A 21,302-nucleotide genomic window follows, 5' to 3' on the forward strand; every position below is an offset into this window, starting at 1 on the left:
ACGTGGTCTTTCGGCGGGACGGAAACCGCGGTCACTGCTTGCCGAGCGACCGCCGGATCTCGTCGAGCTTGGCCTTACCCGCCTTCTCCCGCTTCTCCCACGCATCCTCCAGCGATTGCCCCGACGGGCTGTCGTGCGCGAGTTCCGAGGAGCCCATCGCCGTGCCGAACCGTCCCTCGATCCGCTCACGTACGCGGTCGAACGTCGGGACACCGCCCGGGGTGTAGTCCGGCTCCGGCACACCCGGCACGACGTGGGGCACGACCTCCGCGGTCACCGGATCCTCGGCCGGAATCGCCGCACCCACGTCCACGGCCGCGAGAAGCGCGCCGAGACCCGGACGTCCGGCGGCCACCGCACGCACCACCTCGAGGAACTCGGCGTCGGTCAACTGACTGGCCGCCGCCACGACGTCGCGCACCTCGGTCATCGCCTGCTCCTCACCGTCCCGGGCCCTCCACCCAGGCTACGGGTCAGCTGCGCAGTTCGGCACCCACCGCCGCGGTCGCCGCGGCGACCGCGGCATCGCGAGCGGCGCTCGCCTCGTCCTCGGTCAGAGTGCGGTCGGCGCCCCGGAATCGCAGCGCGAACGCCAGCGACTTCCGGCCCTCCCCGACCTGCTCACCCTCGAACACGTCGAACAACCGGATGTCCTCGAGGAGTTCCCCGCCACCCGACCGCAGGGCCGCCTGGACCTCGGCGGCGGGAACCGCGGTGTCGACGACGACCGCCACGTCCTGAAGGACGGCGGGGAACGGCGAGACCTTCGGCGCAGGCAGATTCTCCACCAGCGGCAGGGCACTCAGATCGATCTCCACGGCACTCGTCCGCGGGGGAAGCCCGGCGCGCTCGAGCACCGCGGGGTGCAACTCGCCCGCGTGTCCGACGACTACGCCGTTCACGAGAAGTTCCGCGCCCCGGCCCGGGTGCCACGGCAGGTACTGCGTCGCGCGGAACTCCAGCTCGACACCGGCCGCGGCGGCCACCGTGCGGGCTGCGGCGAACGCGTCGGTGGCGTCGGCTGCGCGTCCCGCGCCCCACGGACCACTCGGCTCACGCTGCCCGGTGAGCACCGCCGCCACGTGCACCGGCTGATCCGGCAGCGACTGCAGCAGCGCCGTGATCTGCTCGTCGGTCGGACGACGGTCCACCGGCAGCGCCGCGACCGGCTTCGTGTCCGCGCCGGGCAGCACGACCTGCGCGATGCCGAACAGCGACAGGTCGCGCTGACCGCGGGAGACGTTGCGGGCGAGGACCTCGAGCAGTCCGGGCAGCAACGTCGTGGCCAGTTCCGGCCGATCCGATTCGAGCGGATTGAGCACCCGGCCGGTGTTCCTGCGCGGATCCTCCGGGTCCAGCCCCCACGTGTCGAAGACTGCGGTGGGCAGGAAGACGGGGGGAAGGATCTCGACGTACCCCGAGAACGCCAGGGCGCGGCCGACGGCCCGCTTGCGGCGCTGCGTCGGCGTCAGCCCGCGACCTGCGGGGGCCGCGGGCAGCACCGACGGAATCTTCTCGAGACCCTCGAGGCGCAGCACTTCCTCGACCAGGTCGGCGGGCTGCACCAGGTCGGGCCGCCACGACGGCGGGGCCGCGACGAGCTGGCCGTGCCCGCTGTCGCTGACGCCGACCTCGACGTTGCAGCCGATCTGCGTCAGGCGGCGTGCCGCGGTGCCGGTGGGGTAGTCGACGCCCGCCACGCGGTCGGGGAGGTCGATGTCCATGTGGATGGGCTGGTGCGGGGTGACCTCGCCGATGTCGGTGAGCGCCGACTCGACCCGTCCGCCGGCGATGTCGACGAGCAGTGCGGCAGCGCGGTCCAGTGCCGCAACGGGGATCTCGGGATCGACGACGCGTTCGAAACGCTTGCCCGCCTCGCTCGTCAGCTTGTGCCTGCGCGCGGTCTTGAACACCGCGAGCGGATCCCACGTGGCCGCCTCGAGCAGGATGTCGGTGGTTCCGGGTCCGACCTCGGTGGACGCGCCACCCATGATGCCTGCCAGCGACAGGACCCCCGAATCGTCGGCGATCACGACGTCCTCGGGATCGAGGACGCGCTCGGTCTCGTCGAGAGTCGTCAGCTTCTCCCCCGCCACCGCGCGGCGCACGACGAGCTCGCCGCTGATCTTCGCGGCGTCGAACGCGTGCAGCGGCTGGCCCAGTTCGAGCAGAACGTAGTTGGTGACATCGACGGCCGGCGAGATCGGCCGGACACCCGACAGCAGCAACCGGCGCTGCAGCCACCACGGACTCACCGCATTCGGATCGATACCCGTCACCCGGCGGGCGGCGAAGCGCGTCGCCTTCGACTCGGGTTCGACGCGGATCGGCCACGCCTCCCCGTCCGCCGGAGACGGCGGCACCGCGGCGGGGTCGGCGAAGTCCAGGTCGAACCCGCACGCCAGTTCACGGGTGAGCCCGCGGACAGAGAAGCAGTAGCCGCGGTCCGGGGTGATGTTGAGTTCGATGACCGTGTCGTGCAGACCCATCAACTCGTTGGCGTCCGCACCCGGGAGTGCGGTGCCCGGCTCGAGGACGAGGATGCCCGAGTGATCCTTGCCGATGCCCAGTTCGGCCACCGAGCAGATCATCCCGTCGGAGACCTGCCCGTACGTCTTGCGGGACGCGATGGCGAAACCACCGGGAAGGACCGCGCCCGGGAGCGCGACCACCACGAGGTCGCCTTCGGCGAAGTTCCGGGCGCCGCACACGATGCCCTGCGGCTCGGCCGCCCCCACATCCACCGTGCAGAAGCGGATCGGCTTCTTGAATTCGGTGAGCTCGGTGATCTCGAGAACCTTGCCGACCACGAGGGGGCCGTCGACGGGCTCGAGCCGGTCGACTTCCTCGACCTCGAGCCCGACCCGGACGAAACCTGCGTCGAGTTCCTCGGCGGTGACGTCCCAGTCCGGGGTGGCACGCTGCAGGATCTCGGTCAGCCAGGATTGCGCTACTCGCACGTCTGCTCAGCTCTCTCGTTCGTGAAGATGTCGTGACTGTGGTGGACGGGATCCGGGTGACGCGGGGTCAGCCCTGGACACCGAAGGGCAGCGTGAACCGCACGTCGCCCTCGACGATGTCGCGCATGTCCGGGATCCCGTTCCGGAACTGGAGTGTGCGCTCGAGCCCCATGCCGAACGCGAACCCGGTGTACACGTCGGGGTCGATTCCGGAGGCGCGCAGCACATTCGGGTTGACCATTCCGCAGCCGCCCCACTCGACCCAGCCCGCGCCGCCCTTCTTGTTCGGGAACCACACGTCCACCTCGGCGGACGGTTCCGTGAACGGGAAGTAGTTCGGGCGCATCCGGGTGCGGGTCTCGGGACCGAACAGTGCGCGGGCGAACGCGTCGAGCGTGCCGCGCAGATGCGCCATGGTGAGGCCCTTGTCGACCGCGAGCCCCTCCACCTGGGAGAAGACGGGGGTGTGTGTCGCGTCGAGTTCGTCGGTGCGGAACGTCCGTCCGGGGCACACCACGTAGATCGGCACCTCGCGCGAGAGCATCGTGCGCACCTGCACCGGCGACGTGTGCGTGCGGAGCACCTGTCGCGAACCCTCCGGTGCGATGTGGAACGTGTCCTGCATCGTCCGCGCGGGGTGATCAGGCAGGAAGTTCAGGGCATCGAAGTTGAAGTGCTCGGTCTCCACCTCCGGCCCCTCGGCGACCTCCCAGCCCATGGCCACGAACACGTCCTCGACCTGCTCGGAGATGATGCTGATCGGGTGGCGGGCACCCACCGGCTGACGCTGCGACGGCAGCGTCACGTCGATGGCCTCGGCCACGAGAACGGCGGCGTCGCGCTCGGCGAGCAGCACGGCGCGGCGCTCGTCGAACGCCGCACTGATCCGAGTGCGGGCGACGTTCACGCGCTTGCCCGCGTCGGCCTTCTCCTTGCCCGGAAGGGCTCCCAGTCCGCGGCGGGCGAGGGCGATCTGCGACTTGTCGCCCATGTGCTCGACCTTGGCCTTCGCCAGGTCGTCGAGATCCGCCACCGACGCGAACGCCTTCTCGGCGCTCTCCGCCGCCGCGGTCAGGGCGTCCTCGGTGAGCGCACTCGCATCGATCGCGCCGCCTTCGACCCCCGTGGAGGCAGCGCCCTCTTTTTTAGCCACGACCGGTGCCACTCCTTACGTTCTTTCAGTCAACACTCTCGACGAAACCGAACAGCTCGCCGTCAAATCCTATGCGATCCGATTTTCGCCGTTTCAGCTGTCGGTTCGCTTGCGGTTCTGGACCCGGGCGCTCGAATACAGGCAGATCGACGCCGCCGTCGCCAGGTTGAGGCTCTCGGCGCGACCGTGGATCGGGATCCGCACCCGGTGGTCCGCTCGCGCCGCGGTGGGCGCATCGAGGCCATGGGCCTCGTTGCCGAACAACCACGCCGTGGGGCGGGCCAGGAGTTCGTCGGCGTCGTCCAGATCGACTTCGCCGTCCGCCGCCGTGGCGAGCAACTGGATGCCCGCCGCGCTGATGCTGTCGAGAACCGCGGCCGTGTCCCGTTCACGCACCACCGGAAGGTGGAAGAGACTTCCGGCGGACGCCCGGACACATTTTCCGTTGTGCGGGTCGACGCTGTCGCCCGCGAGAATCGCCGCGTCCGCACCTACCGCGTCCGCGACCCGGATGACGGTGCCCGCGTTGCCCGGCTCCGCGACCGCGACGGGAACCGCCAGCAGGCGGGTTCCGGGACCCATCGCCTCGGCCAGCGGAACGTCGAGGAGATCGCACACCGCGACGAGACCCGGCGGGGTCACCGTGTCGCTGAGCGCACGAACCGCCCGATCCGTCACCAGCGACGTGCGGACACCCACGGCGTGCGCCCGGTCGATCAGCGTCGAGTACCGCTGCTCCGCGTCCGCGGTGTAGAAGAGGTCGTGCACCGGGTGGGTGGCGAGTGCCTCGCCGACGGAGTTCTCCCCCTCCACCAGGAAGCGCCCAACCTTGCGTCGTTCCGCGGTGCGCAGCAGCTTGACAGCAGAAACGACCCGTGGGGTGCGCTCGGTGAGCGGGTCCACGGGTCGTTTCCGAGGCTCGAAAGGCCCGGGTGCGAGACTCAGGCTGCTTCTCCGGCCGGAGCGTTCACGTCAGCCGGAAGGGCTGCCTTGGCGAGGGCCACGAGGCCGGCGAATGCCGCGGCGTCGGACACTGCCAGCTCGGCGAGGTTCTTACGGTCGACCTCGATCTCGGCCAGACGCAGACCCTGGATCAGGCGGTTGTACGTGATGTCGTTCGCCCGTGCAGCGGCGTTGATACGCGTGATCCACAGCTTGCGGAAGTCGCCCTTGCGCGCACGGCGGTCACGGTAGGCGTAGGTCAGCGAGTGGAGCTGCTGTTCCTTGGCCTTGCGGTACAGGCGCGAGCGCTGTCCGCGGTAGCCGCTGGAGGCTTCGAGAATCGAACGACGCTTCTTCTGGGCGTTTACCGCCCTCTTTACGCGTGCCACTGAAAAATCCTGTCAATCTTGGGGCGGTGAGCTGCCCCGGGTGGTCAGTAAAAGGGGTGTCGACTCAGATGTCGAGCAGGCGCTTGATGCGAGGAGTGTCAGCCTTGCTGACGACAGCCACGCCATCGAGGCGACGGGTCACCTTGGTGGCCTTGTGCTCGAGCAGGTGGCGGCGACCGGCCTTCTGGCGCAGGATCTTTCCGCTGCCGGACACCTTGAATCGCTTCGCGGTGCCGCTGTGGGTCTTCGACTTGGGCATGGAGTCCTCAGTTCTCTGTATCCGGACGGTGATCCGGGTCGTGCTGGTGTAGTCGGACTAGCTGGTCGGCGCTTCGCCGGGCGTAGTGCCGCCCGCCTGCTCCGCAGGTGTCGCCGGAGCCTGTGCCGGTGCGGGAGTTGCCCGCTGCGCCGGCGGCGCGGCGGCGCTCTCCTGCGCCTTGACACGGGTCTTCGCGCCCTTGTGCGGAGCGAGCACCATCGTCATGTTTCGACCGTCCTGCTTGGCGGACGTCTCCACGAACCCGAGATCGGCGACGTCTGCACCGAGACGCTGCAGAAGCCGGAAACCGAGCTCCGGACGCGACTGCTCACGTCCGCGGAACATGATCGTGACCTTGACCTTGGATCCGGCCTCGAGGAAGCGAACGACATTGCGCTTCTTGGTCTCGTAGTCGTGATCATCGATCTTGGGGCGGAGCTTCTGCTCCTTGATGACCGTGAGCTGCTGGTTCTTGCGCGACTCACGAGCCTTCTGCGCGGCCTCGTACTTGAACTTGCCGTAGTCCATGATCTTGCAGACCGGCGGGCGAGCGTCGGGGGCCACCTCGACCAGGTCGAGATCGGCCTCGAGGGCCAAGCGGAGTGCATCTTCAACACGCACGATGCCAACCTGTTCACCTCCGGGTCCGACGAGGCGGACCTCGGGAACTCGGATGCGATCGTTGATGCGGGTCTCAGTGCTGATGGGGCCTCCTAGGTTGAACGGTCTTGTCTCGAGACCGCCAGCAGCCCGTACGCCCGGATTCCCAACAAAAAAGCCCCGCTGCGGTGAATGACTCTCACCATGCGGGGCCCGATGTCGACCGATCAGACGAACTCACGGCTCACGCCGATCCCTCATCTCCTCACACTCGAGGAACTCGAGCCGAGTAACCTCGGACCGAGCGACCGGACCACTGAGCTGCAGTTTTACCTGCCGCGCAGAGGTGGGAGTCGGACTCCACTTGCTGCCCCCGACAAATCCGAAGGCGGTCGTTGCACCAAGGGTAACATTTGCGCACGTCGCGAGCTAATCGATGCCGGGACGTTGCGTCCCACGGCCACCTGGCCGCCATGTCATCGGCCGCTGGTGGAATCCTCTAGGGCATGACGGACAACATCGATGACACCCCGAACGACGGCACCGTGAGCGGCGGTGACCAGAATACCGACGTCCGGGAACTGGCCGACGTTCCCTCGGTCGAGGTCATCAGCCGGGCCGCGGTCATGCTCATGAGTTCGGCAGCCGAGAAACTCGGCCTGTCCGACGCCGACCCCGACTCCAGCCCCCACCGCGACCTCGACGAGGCCCGACGAGTCATCACGGCCCTCGCAGGCCTGGTGACCGCGTCCATCGAGTACCTCGGACCGCACGCGGGGCCGATCCGCGAAGGCCTGCAGGCACTGCAGCGCGCGTTCCGCGAAGCGTCTTCGCACCCGGACGAGCCCGGCAAGGGTCCGGGTGAGAAGTACACCGGACCGGTGTACTGAGAGACGGCAGGCACCGAGATGGCGGGGTACTGAGATGGCGGGCCGCAACAAGACCGAGCAGACTTCGGCCGGCGTCGACGAGTTTCTCGCCACGGTCGTCGACCCGGTGAAGCGCGCCGACAGCGCACGACTGGTGGAACTGCTCACCGCCGCGACGGGAGAGCCCGCCGCGATGTGGGGAACCAGCATCGTCGGATTCGGCTCCCGCCACTACCGGTACGCCAGCGGCCACGAGGGCGACACCGCCCTGATCGGATTCTCGCCGCGGGCGGCGGCACTCACCCTGTATCTCTCCCTCGACTTCACCGAGCACGAGGCCGAACTCGCCGCGCTCGGCAAGCACAAGGTCGGCAAGGGCTGCCTCTACGTCAAGAAACTCGCCGACGTCGACGAGTCGGTTCTCGTCTCGCTGGTGAACCGATCCGTGGCGGCCGCCCGCGCGCTCTGATCGCCCCTCACCGGTCGAACACGGTGCGCGCGTCGGCAGGCGGTTCGCCGAAGAGGTCCGGATCGCGCGGGACGAACGACCGGCCGGTGAGGGTGGCGTCGGAGACCCGGTCCAACCGGAACCAGCGCACACCCGCCCGGCTCAGGCACCACGCGACGAGGAACCACGACCCCCGCGTGTGCGCGAGAAGGTGCGGTTCGACGACCCGCTCGGTGCGGCCGCCGTCCCGGTCGACGTACCGCAGGGACACCATCAGTTCGCGCTGCACACCGTCTTCGACGACGCGTCGGATGCGGGGTTCCGCACTTCCTCCGGTGGTCTCTCGCCGGATCCACACCTTCCCGCCGAGTTGCTCCACCCGCTCCCTCGACTCCGCGTCCATCACGTCGAGCAGCTTGGCGAGCGCGGCCCGCCCGTCGGTCGCGAACGGCGCATCACGGAAGGCCGTGAGGGCGAGAGCCACCGAGACCGCCTGAGCGGGAGTGAAATTCACCGGCGGCAACGTGCCGTTCCCAATGATCCCGTATCCCCCACCCGGTCCGGCAGTGGCCCGGATCGGGGCGCCCGAGGACTGCAGTACGACGATGTCCCGCTTGATCGTGCGGGGCGTCACCTCGAATTGCGCCGCCAACTGCTCTGCCGTCCGGCCCCGGTCACCCGCGCGGCGCAATTCTTCCGTCAGGGCGTGGAGGCGTGCGGGGCGGTCCATGAGGGCAGTCTGCCGAACGTCCACGACAATGTCCCGATTCTCGTCGGACCGATTCCGTTATGCGACTGTGACGAATACGGTGACACGCTGATGTCACCGTTGCGGGTTCACTCTTGTCTCATGACTCGGACAAGCGAAGTACACGGCAGCACAGGCACTCACATCATTCTGGTCCCCGGATTCTGGCTCGGCGCTTGGGCCTGGGAGGCAGTGGAATCCGACCTGACCCGGCAGGGACATCACGTCACCGCGGTGACGTTGCCGGGACTCGACTCCACCGGCAGCGACCGCACCGGCGTCCGGCTGAACGACCACGTCGCCGCGATCACGGAGGCCATCACGAACACACCGTCGTCGGAGCGGGTGGTGCTCGTGGCGCACAGCGGCGCGGGGCCGGTTGCGTACGCGGTGAGCGATCGGGTGCCCGACCGACTCGCCCGCATCGTCTACGTCGACTCGGGACCAGTGCAGAGCGGCACCGCGCTGCGCGACGATCTCGACCCGGCGGTCGCCGAGATTCCGTTGCCGTCGTGGTCCGAACTCGAGGCCGAAGGCAGCAGTCTCGACGGACTCGACGACGACACGCTCGACACGTTCCGCAACCGGGCGGTGCCCATGCCCGCCGGACCTGCGAGGGACACGGTCGAACTCACCGACAGCAGGCGGCTGGACGTGCCGACCACGGTGATCTGCACCAGTTTCCCGTCGGAGGTCATCCAGCAGATGGCCGTAGCGGGTCATCCGATGGCGGCCGAACTCGCGCAGATCGCGAAGGTCGACTACGTCGATCTGCCGACGGGACACTGGCCGATGTGGTCGCGGCCCGCAGACCTCGCGACCGCGATCGACGCGGCCGCGAGAGTCTGACCGGATTCAGCTGACTGCTGCGGCCTTCTTCGGCGCCCGCTTACGCGGTGTCGCCGTGGCGGCCGCGGCAGTCTTCTTCGCCGACGCGGACTTCCGCGTCGGCGAAGACTTGACTGCCTTCGACTTCGCCGGAACGGGTGCCGGCACCGCGAGGACATTCTCGAGGAACCGTCCCGTGTAACTCTCCGGAACCTGCGCCACGTCCTCCGGGGTGCCTTGCGCGACGACGGTTCCGCCACCGGACCCACCCTCCGGCCCCATGTCGACCACCCAGTCGGACGTCTTGATCACATCGAGGTTGTGCTCGATCACGATCACCGTGTTGCCCTTGTCGACCAACCCGTTGACGACCCCGAGCAGCTTCCGGATGTCCTCGAAGTGCAGACCCGTCGTGGGCTCGTCGAGGATGTACACCGTGCGGCCCGTCGAACGTTTCTGCAGTTCGGCGGCGAGCTTCACGCGCTGCGCCTCACCACCGGACAGCGTGGGCGCGGGCTGACCGAGCCGCACGTACCCGAGACCGACCTCGACGAGGGTCTTGAGGTAGCGGTGGATCGACGTGATGGGCTCGAAGAATTCCGCGGCTTCCTCGATCGGCATGTCCAGGACCTCGGCGATGGTCTTGCCCTTGTAATGGACCTCGAGCGTCTCGCGGTTGTACCGGGCACCGTGGCAGACCTCGCACGGCACGTACACATCGGGCAGGAAGTTCATCTCGATCTTCAGCGTGCCGTCGCCGGAGCAGGCCTCGCACCGGCCGCCCTTGACGTTGAACGAGAACCGGCCGGGCTGGTAGCCGCGCACCTTCGACTCGGTGGTGGCGGCGAACAGGGTGCGGATCTTGTCGAACACCCCGGTGTAGGTGGCCGCGTTGGACCGCGGGGTGCGGCCGATCGGCGACTGGTCGACCTGCACGAGCTTGTCCAGCTGGTCGAGCCCGTTGATGCGGGTGTGCCTGCCGGGCACCTGCCGCGCGCCGTTGAGCTTATTCGCCATGACCGTCGCGAGGATGTCGTTGACGAGCGTCGACTTACCGGACCCGGACACGCCGGTGACCGACGTGAGCACGCCCAGAGGGAAGCTGACGTCGATGCCGCCCAGGTTGTGTTCGCGCGCGCCGACGACCGTGACCTGCCGCTTGCGATCGACCGGACGGCGGATCGCGGGAATCTCGATGTGACTGCGGCCCGACAGGTAGGCGCCGGTGAGGGATTCCTCGCAGTCGAGCAGTTCCTGGTACGGCCCGCTGTGGACGACCTTGCCGCCGTGCTCGCCGGCGAGCGGTCCGATGTCGACCACCCAGTCGGACGTGCGGATGGTGTCTTCGTCGTGTTCGACCACGATCAGCGTGTTCCCGAGGTCGCGCAGGCGCGTCAGGGTCTCGATGAGACGCCGGTTGTCGCGCTGGTGCAGACCGATCGACGGCTCGTCGAGCACGTACAGCACGCCGACCAGACCCGAGCCGATCTGGGTGGCGAGACGGATGCGCTGCGCCTCGCCACCGGACAGGGTGCCGGCGGCGCGGGCGAGGGAGAGGTACTCGAGGCCGACGTCGAGGAGGAAGCCGAGTCGGGCCTGGACCTCCTTGAGCACCTGACCGGCGATGGCCTCCTCGCGGCTGCCCAGCGTGAGGCTGTTCAGGAAGTCGGCGCAATCGGAGATCGACAGTTCACAGACCTCGGCGATCGACTTCATCCCGAACTTCTCGTTCGCGATCGTGACCGACAGGATCTCGGGACGCAGGCGCGCACCCCCGCACGCGGGACAGGGGGTGTCCCGCATGTAGCCGTCGTAGCGTTCCTTCATCTGGTCGGACTCGGTCTGCTCGAGCCTGCGGTGCAGGAACGGCATGACGCCCTCGAACTCGGCGTAGTAGGAACGGGTACGCCCGTACCGGTTCTTGTAGCGGACGTGGACCTGCTCCTCACTGCCCTCGAGGATCGCCCGACGCGCCTTCGCCGGGAGCTTGTTCCACGGCGTCTTCATGTCGAAGCCGAGAATGTCGCCGAGGCCGGACAGCAGCCGACCGAAGTATTCGGAACTCTGCCCCATCGACCACGGCGCGATGGCCCCGTCCTCGAGCGACAACTCGGGGTCGGGAACGACGAGGTCCGGGTCGACCTCCTTGCGGATTCCGAGGCCGGTGCACTCGGGGCAGGCACCGTACGGGGAGTTGAAGGAGAACGACCGGGGCTCGAGGTCGTCGATGGACAGCGCGTGGCCGTTGGGGCACGCCAGCTTCTCCGAGAACCGTCGCTCCCGGTCTGCGGCATTCTCCTCGCGGTCGACGAAGTCGAGGACGACGATGCCCTCCGCCAGCCGCAGCGCGGTCTCGACGGAATCGGTGAGCCGCTGCTTGGAACCGGCCTTGACGGTGAGGCGGTCGACGACCACCTCGATGTCGTGCTTCTCCTGCTTCTTGAGCTTGGGCGGTTCGGACAGCGGATACACCACGCCGTCGACCCGCACACGTGAGTAGCCCTGCATGTTGAGCTGGTCGAACAGATCGACGAATTCACCCTTGCGGGTACGCACGACGGGGGCGAGCACCTGGAAGCGGGTGCCTTCCTCCATCTCCAGAACCTGGTCGACGATCTGCTGCGGCGTCTGCCGCGCGATCTGCTCCCCACAGACCGGGCAGTGTGCGGTGCCGGCCCGGGCATAGAGCAGACGGAGGTAGTCGTAGACCTCGGTGATGGTGCCGACCGTCGACCGTGGGTTCCGGTTGGTCGACTTCTGGTCGATGGACACCGCGGGCGACAGACCTTCGATGAAGTCGACGTCGGGCTTGTCCATCTGACCGAGGAACTGGCGCGCGTACGCCGACAGCGACTCGACGTAGCGTCGCTGGCCCTCGGCGAAGATCGTGTCGAACGCCAGACTCGACTTGCCCGAGCCCGACAACCCGGTGAACACGATCAGGCTGTCGCGGGGCAGATCGAGATCGACCCCTCGCAGATTGTGCTCACGGGCACCCCGCACGATAAGGCGATCCGCCACTCCAAGTCCCTTCATTGTTCGACAGCCGAGGACGCACGTGGACGCTCAGCCCTCTGGCCGTGCCATGGTAAGCCGGGGCACCGACACGTTCTGGGGGACGGATGGCCGCCCTGCCACTCACCTGCCTGTATTCGACGGTAGCCTCCCCATCATGACCGAGCAGCCCATGGTGATAGAAGACTCGTACACCGGCCACGTCTCCCCCGGTTCGGCGCCGCAGCGCCGCACGGTTCCGGGAGCCACGATCACGAAGATGTCCGTCGGCCCCATGGACAACAACGTGTACCTGGTCGTCTGTTCCGCAACCGGAAAATCCGTCCTCATCGACGCCGCCAACGAGGCGGACCGCGTCAACCAACTTATCGGCGAACACGCGCCGTCGCTCGACCTGATCGTCACCACGCACCAGCACGGCGACCACTGGCTGGCGCTCGAGGACGTCGCGGCGGCCACCCGCGTGGACACCGCCGCCCATCCACTCGACGCCGACGCACTGCCCGTCCGGCCCGACCGCCTCCTCGAGGACGGCGACACAGTCACCGTCGGCGAGGTCACCCTCGACGTGATTCACCTCGCCGGCCACACCCCCGGCTCCGTCGCGCTCGCACTCACCGAAGCAGGCGGCGGACGCACCCACCTGTTCACCGGCGACTCCCTCTTCCCCGGCGGCGTCGGCAAGACCGCCGACGCGGGCAAGTTCGCATCACTGCTCACCGACGTCGAAACCAAGCTCTTCGGCCGCTACGGCGACGACACCGTCGTCTACCCCGGCCACGGTGACGACACCACCCTCGGCGCCGAGCGCCCCCACCTCGGGGAGTGGCGCGAGCGCGGCTGGTGACCGCATCCGATCGCCGATCACGCACCGCACGGTCCGCGATTGGCGATCGGCCTCCCTGGGTACTGGTGAATGGGCGGACCGTCGGTTCGGCAACACAGTCGTACGCCGACGACTGCCCAGAACTCTCGTTAGTGTGAGACGGGAGAACTCGAGATTGGGAGGCCAGGAATGCTCGTCCGTCGTATCGCTCGCCCACTGCTGTCCGCGATCTTCATCAGCGGAGGGATCGATGCACTTCGAAATCCGGCGCAGAAAGCACAGGCCGCCGCACCACTGATCGACAAGTCCACCGAGGCGCTTCCCGGGTCCGTCACGCAGAAGATCCCGTCCGACCCGGAGACGTTGGTCAAGATCAACGCCGCCGTGCAGATCGGCGGCGGAGTGCTACTCGCCACCGGGAAGGCACCGCGCCTCGCGTCACTCGCGCTCGCAGGCAGCCTCGTGCCCACTACCGTTGTGGGGCACGACTTCTGGAACGAGACCGACCCCGCGAAGAAGGCGGCTCAGCGCACTCAGTTCCTCAAGAACGTGAGCCTGCTCGGCGGACTGCTCATCGCCGCCGTCGACACCGAGGGTAAGCCCTCACTGGGCTGGCGTGGACGCCGCGCCGCCCGGCACGCACAGGAGACCGTGGCCGCGGCCCTGCCCCTCGGCTCCGGTCACGACCATCACGGTCCCGAGATCGGAGAGGCCCTGGCCGCGGCGTCGGAGCGCGCCCGCATCCTGTCCGGTGAGGCCGCCGAGCGTGGGTCCGGCCTCCTCGAGGTCGCGAAAGACCGTGGCACCGAACTCGCGAAGGTCGCGGCGGATCGCGGCGCCGAATGGGCGGAGGTCGCGAAAGAACACGGCGCAGAATGGGCAGAGGTCGCGAAAGAACACGGCGCCGAGTGGGCGGACGTCGCCCGCGAACGCGGCGCGGAACTCGTCGAGGCGGCGAAGGAGCACGGCCCGGAACTGGCCGAGGTCGCCCGCGAGAAGGGCGGCGAATGGGCAGGCACCGCCGCAGAACGCGGTGAGGTGCTGAGCAAGCGGGCCCGCAAGCAAGCGGAAACCGCGCTCGAGAAGGCCAGGGCGAAGCGGGACGAACTGTCCCACTGACCCGGCCCGCGCCGGATATTCGATCTGATCGGCCCCGGAGATCGCCGCTGACCTGCGAAGTCAGCGACACACCTCCGGGGCCGACTAGACTGTCCAGGCACTTTTGCAGCCGATCCGGTTGCAGCCGAACCAGTCAAGGAGACCTCTTGCCCGACGAGGACACGTCACGCGACGAGCGCGAGCTCGAGCAGCAGTACGTGACGATGCTCTACACCCGACTGGACGGCCTTCGCCAGTACGCGGCGAACCGGCTGAGCCGTGTACTGCTCGAAACCGGCGGCACCCCGCAGGCGCGGAGCGAGCGCGAGTCCTTCAATCAGCTCTACACCGAAGACCTCGCCAAGTACGACGCCGCCGAGAACGGACTGTGCTTCGGCCGGATCGACCTCGACGGCGAGCACCGCTACGTCGGCCGCCTCGGCATCCTCGACGAGGAGAACGACTACGAGACGATGCTCCTCGATTGGCGTGCGCCCCTTGCCCGCCCGTTCTATCTCGCGACCCCGGCCGCCCCGGACGGCGTCACCCGCCGACGGCACATCCGCACGCGGAGCCGCCGAGTGACCGCCGTCAACGACGAATACCTGGACCTGGCGGCCGCGGAGGCCGCGGGCACGGTGACCGGTTCGGACGGCGTCGCGGGTGAGAGCGCGCTGCTCTCGGCGTTGAACGCTGCCCGCACGGGCCAGATGAACGACATCGTCGAGACGATCCAGGGCGAGCAGGACGCCATCATCCGGTCGGAGCACAAGAGCGTGCTCGTGGTCCAGGGCGGTCCCGGAACCGGCAAGACCGCGGTCGCTCTGCACCGCGCCGCCTACCTGCTCTACACGTATCGCCAGCAGCTCGCGAAGGCCGGCGTCCTCATCATCGGCCCCAACGCCACGTTCCTCGACTACATCGGCCAGGTGCTGCCGTCGCTCGGCGAGACCGGTGTGCTGCTCTCCACCATCGGCGACCTCTACCCCGGTGTCCGCGCCACCGTCGAGGACAGCCTCGACGCCGGCGAGATCAAGGGCTCGCTCGACATGCTGGACGTTCTCAAGAAGGCGGTCCGGGATCGACAGGAAGTGCCGTCGCGGCCCGTGGAACTGACGTTCGACACCTATCGGATCACTCTCGACCGCAAGGTCGTCACCCGCGCTCGTGGCCGGGCGCGGTCGTCCAGACGCCCGCACAACCTGGCCCGTCCCGTCTTCGTCTCCTCGGTCATCGAGGCGCTCGCGCAGCAACTCGCGGACACCCTCGGCGCCAACGTCGTCGACGGCGGGAACCTGCTGAGCCGGGACGACATCGCCGACATGCGCGACGAGATGCGTGAGGACCCCGACATCATGACGGCGATCAGCGCGCTGTGGCCGGAATTGTCGCCGCAGCAGGTCCTCGCCGAGCTGTACGCCTCACCGAAGCGGCTGGCCGATGCCGCCCCGAATCTGACGGAGGCGCAACGTGACTCGCTGCGCCGCCCCGGAATGCGCGGCTTCAGCGCCGCCGACGCCCCGCTCCTCGACGAACTGGCGGAACTCCTCGGCGTCGACGACGCCGCCGAACGGGAGCGCGCCCGTCGCCAGTGGCGGGCACAGATCGCGGACGCCCAGGGCGCCCTGGACATCCTGACCGGTTCGGCGCCGCAGGATCTCGAGGACGAACTGGACCCGGAAATCCTGATGGCGTACGACCTGATCGACGCCAGCCAGCTCGCCGAACGCCACGACGTCGGGCAGCACCAGACCACCGCGGAGCGCGCCGCCGGCGACCGAACGTGGACCTACGGTCACGTGATCGTCGACGAGGCGCAGGAACTCTCGGAGATGGCCTGGCGAATGCTGATGCGGCGCATACCGAATCGCTGGATGACGCTGGTCGGAGACACCGCGCAGACCGGCGACCCGGCGGGAACGTCGTCGTGGCAGCGGATCCTCGAGCCGTATGTCGCGAAGCGGTGGAAGCTGACGGAACTGACCGTCAACTACCGCACACCGGCGGAGATCATGACGTCGGCCCGGCGGGTTCTCGCCGAGATCGACGCCGAGCAGACCGTGCCGCGGTCGGTGCGCGAATCCGGTTTCGCGCCGTGGGCCCTGGAAGTGTCCGAGGCCGAACTGGCAGACACCGTGCGCACCTGCGTGTCCCGGGAAACCGGACCGGGCACCACCGTGGTGATCGGCGGCCACGACCTGGTCGCCGCGCTCGCCGACCTGAGGTCGGACACCGTCAGCGTCCTCACGGTGCGTGACGTCAAGGGATTGGAATTCGACTCGGTGCTCATCGCCGAGCCTCAGGACATTCTCGACGAGTCGCCACGGGGAATGAACGACCTCTACGTCGCCCTGACCCGTGCGACGCAACGACTCGGTGTGGTGCACACGAAGACGTTGCCCGCGGTGCTGTCCGAACTCGGCCCGGCAGAGGTCGGGATCCTGTCGTGACCGCGGGCGGTCGCGGTCGGCTGATCGGGTGTGGTCTCGCCCTCACCACGTTTGCGCTGACCGCGTGCTCGGAGGCCACCGCCTCCGACCCGCCGCCCACCGCCTCGGCGGCATCCACCACCGCCGCATCACACCTGGATGCCCGTGGCCTGCGCTACAAGGAGTCGCTGGTCGCTGCCGGGATTCCGGCGCCGCCCGACGACACGGTCCTGGCGCTCGCCAACGGGATCTGCGGTCAGCTGTCCGAGGGGACCGACGAGGCGACGATCCTCGCGCATCTGGCGCCGATGGCGCAGTTCGCCTCGGCGACGTCGGATTCCGGCCTCACCACCGAACAGGTGGCGCAGGTGTATCTCGATGCCGCCGAGGCGAATTACTGCTGATCGGTCCGGTGTCAGCGCACCGTGTGGACGATGAGGACGTCGGATGTCGACTTGCGTGCGGCATCGGACGGAACCGACCCGAGGAGCCGCCCGGTGAGGGTGTTGAGTCCACGGTTGCCGATCACCAGGAGACCGGCCTCGACCTCGTCGACCAGGTTCAGCAGCGACTCGACGGGGGCACCGACGACGGCGCGTTCGACGACCTCCTTGGCGCCGGCGGCATGGGCGCGCTCCTTCGCGGTGCGCAGGATCTCGTATGTCGGGGCCGAACCGGTGATCTGGTAGGCCTCGTCACCGAGCGCGTCGGCGGCCTGCCCGACGTCCTTGGGATCGGCCGGGTAGTACGCGCAGGCGATGATCAGCTTGGCACCGGCGTCCCCCGCGATGGCGGCAGCCTTCTCGACGGCCAGAAACGACGACTCGGAGCCATCGGTTCCGACGACAACGGTCCGGTAGGCGCTCATTCATTCCTCCATGTCTGCGGTGGTCAATTGGCCGGGGTCCGGACACAGCTCATGCCTGGGACCCAGCAGCCACTGCGCTGACCCTAGCCGTCCCGGTGCCCTCATAGGTGCATTTGCAACACATGCCACAGGGGATATCCCCGGTGCATGACGGATCACATTTTCCATGCGCCCGGGCTGTGATCGGTGTCAGCGGGACACGGCGACCTTGGGACCGAACACGCCGGCCGGGAACACTCCCGCCGCGACGATCGCGTCACGCCACGGGGTCGCGAGTTCGACGAGCCGGGCCGCCCCGTCCTCCCCCAGTGCCGCCCACGGAGCCAGCGCGAGATCGTCGGTGAGATCCTCGACCAGTTCCCGCAGTTCCGTGCCTTCGGCGGTGAGTTCGCCCCGGGCGTCCAGGATTTCCCGGTCACGCAGACTGTCGCACGCGGAGTCCCACTGCTCCTGGGTCCAGGCGCGGCGGGTGATCGCGAACTTCTTCTGGAACCCGTACCCGGTCGCGGTGTGGGTGATCAACGATTCGAGTCCGCTCAGACCCGCCGTCTGCAGCGCAGCGATGTGACCGTCGCCGCGGTACTCCCGCAGCACGGTGAGGGCATGCCAGAACGCGACGTGCGGTGAGTCCGGCCACTCCACTTCCGTGTAGCCCGCGCAGAGCGGCCTGCCCTCGACACCCGGGATACCCCGCGCCGCAATCGACGCCAGTTCGGCCGCCTCGGCCATCTCCGGCGACGTCGTCACCGATTCACCGAGCAGTCGCGCATACGCCTCGCCGACCGCCCGGTACCGGGCCTCGACGATCGCCGCGGGCGTGGCCAGACCCCAGGCACGCGGAATGATCGACGCGACCGCGGCGGGGCTGAAGTTGAAGAACGTCGCCGTGACAACACCGGCACCGACCGCGCCCATCGGCGCGGAACGTCCGGCGAAGTAGCTCATCCGACCCGGTTCCAACCCCGCCTCGACCAGCCGTTCCTCGACCTCGGGAACGAAATAGCTGAGCGAATGAAGCAATTCCAGGGACCGAGCGGTGCGACCTGCGTTGTGTGCATCCATATGTGCGACCGTAATGCTGTGCGACCGTACTGCCTCGGCGCCCTCGCTATTTCAGGCCCGCGGCATCCATGCCGCGCAACTCCTTCTTCAGATCGGCGATCTCGTCGCGCAGCCGCCCGGCGAGTTCGAACTGCAGATCACGGGCGGCGTTCATCATCTGATCGGTCAATTCCTTGACCAGGTCGGCCAACTCCGCCCTGGGCATCGACTTCGTGTCGCGGCCCTCGTACACGCCGGCGCTGACCGAGCGTCCGGCCTCGCCCTGCGCACGACGCCCGCGGGTGGCGTTGCGTCCGGAACCGCCGACGTCGACGCCGCTGGCCGTATCGTCGGCTTCCTCGTAGACCTGGTCGAGGATGTCGGCGATCTTCTTCCGCAGCGGCTGCGGATCGACACCCATCTTCTCGTTGTAGGCGACCTGCTTCTCCCGGCGCCGCTCGGTCTCCTCGATGGCGTGCTGCATCGAGTCGGTGATCTTGTCGGCGTACATGTGCACCTGACCGGAGACGTTACGAGCCGCCCGGCCGATCGTCTGGATGAGGCTGGTCGAACTCCGCAGGAAGCCCTCCTTGTCGGCGTCCAGGATGGCCACCAACGAGACCTCGGGCAGGTCGAGACCCTCACGCAGCAGGTTGATACCCACCAGAACGTCGTACTCCCCCAGCCGCAGCTGCCGGAGCAGCTCCACCCGCCGCAACGTGTCGATGTCCGAGTGCAGATACCGCACCCGGATACCGAGCTCGAGGAGGTAATCGGTGAGGTCTTCCGCCATCTTCTTCGTCAACGTGGTGACGAGGACGCGCTCGTCACGGTCCGCACGTTCGCGGATCTCGTGCACCAGGTCGTCGATCTGCCCCTTGGTCGGTTTGACGACCACCTCGGGGTCGACGAGACCGGTCGGGCGGATGACCTGCTCGACGAACTCGCCGCCGGCCTGCCCCAGCTCGTACTTGCCCGGAGTGGCCGACAGATACACCGTCTGCCCGATGCGCTGGGTGAACTCCTCCCACGTCAGCGGGCGGTTGTCGGTGGCCGACGGCAACCGGAACCCGAATTCGACTAGGTTCCGCTTGCGCGACATGTCGCCCTCGTACATCGCGCCGATCTGCGGGACCGTCACGTGGGACTCGTCGATGACGAGGAGGAAATCCTCCGGGAAGTAGTCGATCAGCGTGGCGGGCGCCGTGCCCGGTCCACGACCGTCGATGTGCCGCGAATAGTTCTCGATGCCGGAGCAGAACCCGACCTGCTTGATCATCTCGAGGTCGTACTGGGTTCGCATCCGGAGCCGCTGCGCCTCGAGCAGCTTGCCCTTGTTCTCGAGGTCGGCGAGCCGCTCCTCGAGTTCGGCTTCGATGTCCTTGACGGCGCGTTCCATCCGCTCGGGACCGGCGACGTAGTGCGTCGCCGGGAAGATGCGCACCGAGTCGACCTTCCGCACGACGTTCCCGGTGAGGGGATGCAGGTAGTACAGCGCCTCGATCTCGTCGCCGAAGAACTCGATCCGCACCGCCAGTTCCTCGTACGAGGGAATGATCTCGACCGTGTCACCGCGCACCCGGAAGGATCCGCGGGTGAACGCCAGGTCGTTGCGGGTGTACTGCACGTCGACCAGCAACCTCAGGAGGGCGTCGCGCGGCACCTCCACACCGACCTCGAGCTGCACCGAGCGGTCGAGGTACGACTGCGGAGTACCGAGACCGTAGATGCACGACACGGACGCCACCACGACCACGTCCCGCCGCGACAGCAGGCTCGACGTCGCGGAGTGCCGCAGTCGCTCGACGTCGTCGTTGATCGACGAGTCCTTCTCGATGTAGGTGTCGGTCTGCGCGATGTACGCCTCGGGCTGGTAGTAGTCGTAGTACGAGACGAAGTACTCGACGGAGTTGTTGGGCAGCATGTCGCGCAACTCGTTGGCCAACTGCGCGGCGAGCGTCTTGTTGGGCGCCATCACCAACGTGGGTCGCTGCACCTTCTCGATCAGCCACGCCGTGGTGGCCGATTTACCCGTACCGGTGGCGCCGAGCAGGACCACGTCCTTCTCACCCGCGTTGATCCGGCGTTCCAGGTCCGCGATCGCCGTCGGCTGGTCGCCGGCCGGTTTGTGGTCGCTGACGACCTCGAAACGCGCCTCCGACCGCTCGATCTCCCCGATGGGACGGAACTCGGAATGTGCCACCACGGGGTGCTCGGATGCAAACGCCATGCACCCAGGGTAGGCCGGGGGGCCGACAAACTTCCCGGGCGATCTCCGTCGGCTGAAAAATCGCGGTAGGTTCCCTGCCATGGCAGGCGCGATTCACGACATCCACCCACCGAAGGTCGAGTACTTCGACCTCCGCGATCACACCAACACCGACCCCAAGGGTTTCGTCCGTCACGTCGACCACTACCGCGTCGAGCCGTGGGGGCTGTACATGGCACGCACCTCCGACCACCGGCAGTTCCACTACCTGGAGTCGTGGCTGCTCCCCGACCTGGGGCTGCGCGCGTCGATCTTCCATTACCACCCGTATCACCAGCGCGATCAGGACCACTACGTCGACATCGGCACGTTCACCCGCGGCGAGAACGTGTGGAAGTCGGAGGACCACTACCTGGATCTGGTCATCCGCACCGGCCGCGACACCGAACTCCTCGACGTCGACGAACTGATGGAGGCGCACCGCGCCGGCCTACTCGACGCCGCGACGGCCGAGCAGGCGATCCTCGCCGCCACCACGGCGATCGACGGAATCGCCGCACACGGCCACGACCTCGGCGGCTGGCTGGCTTCGATCGGCATGCCGATCGACTGGCGGTGAC

Annotated in this window: 20 protein-coding genes; 8 read left to right on the forward strand and 12 right to left on the reverse strand. The window is 68.0% G+C overall.

The genetic code is table 11. The annotated features are described in order from the left end of the window. Nucleotides 1–31: 31 nt before the first annotated feature. The 7 genes from JWS14_RS04995 to infC all read right to left on the reverse strand — a co-directional run bounded on the left by JWS14_RS04995 (nt 32) and on the right by infC (nt 6,408). A complete protein-coding gene (locus tag JWS14_RS04995) occupies nt 32–430 on the reverse strand; it encodes a hypothetical protein (RefSeq protein ID WP_206012632.1) in 399 nt (132 codons plus the stop codon). A gap of 43 nt (nt 431–473) precedes the next feature. After that, a complete protein-coding gene (gene pheT / locus JWS14_RS05000; RefSeq protein WP_072949277.1) occupies nt 474–2,960 on the reverse strand; it encodes a phenylalanine--tRNA ligase subunit beta in 2,487 nt (828 codons plus the stop codon). Nucleotides 2,961–3,027: 67 nt separating this feature from the next. Next, entirely contained in the window at nt 3,028–4,113 is a 1,086-nt protein-coding gene (gene pheS / locus JWS14_RS05005; RefSeq protein WP_206012633.1) for a phenylalanine--tRNA ligase subunit alpha, read from the reverse strand. Between the two features lie 93 nt (nt 4,114–4,206). Continuing rightward, complete coding sequence (locus JWS14_RS05010) at nt 4,207–5,016, reverse strand: TrmH family RNA methyltransferase (RefSeq protein WP_206012634.1); 810 nt, start codon at nt 5,014–5,016, stop codon at nt 4,207–4,209. Between the two features lie 38 nt (nt 5,017–5,054). After that, a complete protein-coding gene (gene rplT / locus JWS14_RS05015; RefSeq protein WP_005247385.1) occupies nt 5,055–5,444 on the reverse strand; it encodes a 50S ribosomal protein L20 in 390 nt (129 codons plus the stop codon). Between the two features lie 64 nt (nt 5,445–5,508). Beyond that, the gene (rpmI, locus tag JWS14_RS05020) at nt 5,509–5,703 is read right to left on the reverse strand and encodes a 50S ribosomal protein L35 (RefSeq protein ID WP_005247390.1); all 195 of its coding nucleotides are present in this window, start codon (nt 5,701–5,703) and stop codon (nt 5,509–5,511) included. A gap of 57 nt (nt 5,704–5,760) precedes the next feature. Then, nucleotides 5,761–6,408 (reverse strand): translation initiation factor IF-3, encoded by a 648-nt coding sequence (gene infC, locus JWS14_RS05025; RefSeq protein WP_072949281.1) that lies wholly within the window; start codon nt 6,406–6,408, stop codon nt 5,761–5,763. Between the two features lie 401 nt (nt 6,409–6,809). On the opposite strand from infC, the gene JWS14_RS05030 reads away from it, so the two are divergent. Both JWS14_RS05030 and JWS14_RS05035 read left to right on the forward strand, forming a co-directional pair. Beyond that, a complete protein-coding gene (locus JWS14_RS05030; protein ID WP_072949283.1) occupies nt 6,810–7,193 on the forward strand; it encodes a DUF1844 domain-containing protein in 384 nt (127 codons plus the stop codon). A gap of 34 nt (nt 7,194–7,227) precedes the next feature. Beyond that, nucleotides 7,228–7,641: a DUF1801 domain-containing protein gene (locus JWS14_RS05035; RefSeq protein WP_072949285.1), complete on the forward strand. Its 414-nt coding sequence runs from the start codon at nt 7,228–7,230 to the stop codon at nt 7,639–7,641. A gap of 7 nt (nt 7,642–7,648) precedes the next feature. Here the strand turns inward: JWS14_RS05035 and JWS14_RS05040 are convergent, their stop codons facing one another. After that, nucleotides 7,649–8,350: a helix-turn-helix transcriptional regulator gene (locus tag JWS14_RS05040; RefSeq protein ID WP_072949287.1), complete on the reverse strand. Its 702-nt coding sequence runs from the start codon at nt 8,348–8,350 to the stop codon at nt 7,649–7,651. 120 nt (nt 8,351–8,470) lie between these two features. On the opposite strand from JWS14_RS05040, the gene JWS14_RS05045 reads away from it, so the two are divergent. Continuing rightward, a complete protein-coding gene (locus JWS14_RS05045) occupies nt 8,471–9,217 on the forward strand; it encodes an alpha/beta fold hydrolase (RefSeq protein WP_072949336.1) in 747 nt (248 codons plus the stop codon). Between the two features lie 6 nt (nt 9,218–9,223). Here JWS14_RS05045 and uvrA read toward each other — a convergent pair whose 3' ends face one another. Then, on the reverse strand, nt 9,224–12,217 hold the full coding sequence (gene uvrA, locus JWS14_RS05050; RefSeq protein ID WP_176583107.1) for an excinuclease ABC subunit UvrA: 2,994 nt from the start codon (nt 12,215–12,217) through the stop codon (nt 9,224–9,226). Nucleotides 12,218–12,368: 151 nt separating this feature from the next. Here uvrA and JWS14_RS05055 point away from each other — a divergent pair, with 151 nt between their 5' ends. The 4 genes from JWS14_RS05055 (at nt 12,369) to JWS14_RS05070 (ending at nt 16,968) form a co-directional block, all read left to right on the forward strand. Beyond that, on the forward strand, nt 12,369–13,058 hold the full coding sequence (locus JWS14_RS05055) for an MBL fold metallo-hydrolase (protein WP_072949291.1): 690 nt from the start codon (nt 12,369–12,371) through the stop codon (nt 13,056–13,058). A 168-nt stretch (nt 13,059–13,226) separates the two neighbouring features. Beyond that, complete coding sequence (locus tag JWS14_RS05060) at nt 13,227–14,156, forward strand: DoxX family protein (RefSeq protein ID WP_072949293.1); 930 nt, start codon at nt 13,227–13,229, stop codon at nt 14,154–14,156. A 146-nt stretch (nt 14,157–14,302) separates the two neighbouring features. After that, a complete protein-coding gene (locus JWS14_RS05065) occupies nt 14,303–16,585 on the forward strand; it encodes a HelD family protein (RefSeq protein WP_072949295.1) in 2,283 nt (760 codons plus the stop codon). After that, nucleotides 16,582–16,968, forward strand: coding sequence for a DUF732 domain-containing protein (locus tag JWS14_RS05070; RefSeq protein WP_206012635.1), 387 nt, complete (start codon nt 16,582–16,584; stop codon nt 16,966–16,968). The genes JWS14_RS05065 and JWS14_RS05070 overlap by 4 nt, the downstream gene beginning before the upstream one ends. Before the next feature lie 11 nt (nt 16,969–16,979). Here the strand turns inward: JWS14_RS05070 and JWS14_RS05075 are convergent, their stop codons facing one another. From JWS14_RS05075 to uvrB, 3 genes are all read right to left on the reverse strand, one after another. Next, nucleotides 16,980–17,432 (reverse strand): universal stress protein, encoded by a 453-nt coding sequence (locus tag JWS14_RS05075; RefSeq protein ID WP_005247414.1) that lies wholly within the window; start codon nt 17,430–17,432, stop codon nt 16,980–16,982. Between the two features lie 189 nt (nt 17,433–17,621). Further along, a complete protein-coding gene (locus tag JWS14_RS05080) occupies nt 17,622–18,494 on the reverse strand; it encodes an SCO6745 family protein (protein WP_072949299.1) in 873 nt (290 codons plus the stop codon). 46 nt (nt 18,495–18,540) lie between these two features. Continuing rightward, nucleotides 18,541–20,703, reverse strand: a complete 2,163-nt coding sequence (gene uvrB, locus JWS14_RS05085) for an excinuclease ABC subunit UvrB (RefSeq protein ID WP_072949301.1) — start codon at nt 20,701–20,703, stop codon at nt 18,541–18,543. 79 nt (nt 20,704–20,782) lie between these two features. On the opposite strand from uvrB, the gene JWS14_RS05090 reads away from it, so the two are divergent. Then, nucleotides 20,783–21,301, forward strand: coding sequence for a ribonuclease FAU-1 family protein (locus JWS14_RS05090; RefSeq protein ID WP_072949303.1), 519 nt, complete (start codon nt 20,783–20,785; stop codon nt 21,299–21,301). The last annotated feature ends 1 nt before the right edge of the window (nt 21,302 follow it).

It is taken from the genome of Rhodococcus koreensis (assembly GCF_017068375.1).
In the GTDB taxonomy this organism is placed as follows: domain Bacteria; phylum Actinomycetota; class Actinomycetes; order Mycobacteriales; family Mycobacteriaceae; genus Rhodococcus_F; species Rhodococcus_F koreensis.

What these genes read in the sequence shown, in the direction of transcription:
- JWS14_RS04995 (WP_206012632.1), bottom strand. Translation starts at nt 430, where the DNA reads ATGACCGAGGTGCGCGACGTCGTGGCGGCGGCCAGTCAGTTGACCGAC.
- rpmI (WP_005247390.1), bottom strand. Translation starts at nt 5,703, where the DNA reads ATGCCCAAGTCGAAGACCCACAGCGGCACCGCGAAGCGATTCAAGGTG.
- JWS14_RS05030 (WP_072949283.1), top strand. Translation starts at nt 6,810, where the DNA reads ATGACGGACAACATCGATGACACCCCGAACGACGGCACCGTGAGCGGC.
- JWS14_RS05035 (WP_072949285.1), top strand. Translation starts at nt 7,228, where the DNA reads ATGGCGGGCCGCAACAAGACCGAGCAGACTTCGGCCGGCGTCGACGAG.
- JWS14_RS05040 (WP_072949287.1), bottom strand. Translation starts at nt 8,350, where the DNA reads ATGGACCGCCCCGCACGCCTCCACGCCCTGACGGAAGAATTGCGCCGC.
- JWS14_RS05045 (WP_072949336.1), top strand. Translation starts at nt 8,471, where the DNA reads ATGACTCGGACAAGCGAAGTACACGGCAGCACAGGCACTCACATCATT.
- JWS14_RS05055 (WP_072949291.1), top strand. Translation starts at nt 12,369, where the DNA reads ATGACCGAGCAGCCCATGGTGATAGAAGACTCGTACACCGGCCACGTC.
- JWS14_RS05060 (WP_072949293.1), top strand. Translation starts at nt 13,227, where the DNA reads ATGCTCGTCCGTCGTATCGCTCGCCCACTGCTGTCCGCGATCTTCATC.
- JWS14_RS05075 (WP_005247414.1), bottom strand. Translation starts at nt 17,432, where the DNA reads ATGAGCGCCTACCGGACCGTTGTCGTCGGAACCGATGGCTCCGAGTCG.
- JWS14_RS05080 (WP_072949299.1), bottom strand. Translation starts at nt 18,494, where the DNA reads ATGGATGCACACAACGCAGGTCGCACCGCTCGGTCCCTGGAATTGCTT.
- uvrB (WP_072949301.1), bottom strand. Translation starts at nt 20,703, where the DNA reads ATGGCGTTTGCATCCGAGCACCCCGTGGTGGCACATTCCGAGTTCCGT.
- JWS14_RS05090 (WP_072949303.1), top strand. Translation starts at nt 20,783, where the DNA reads ATGGCAGGCGCGATTCACGACATCCACCCACCGAAGGTCGAGTACTTC.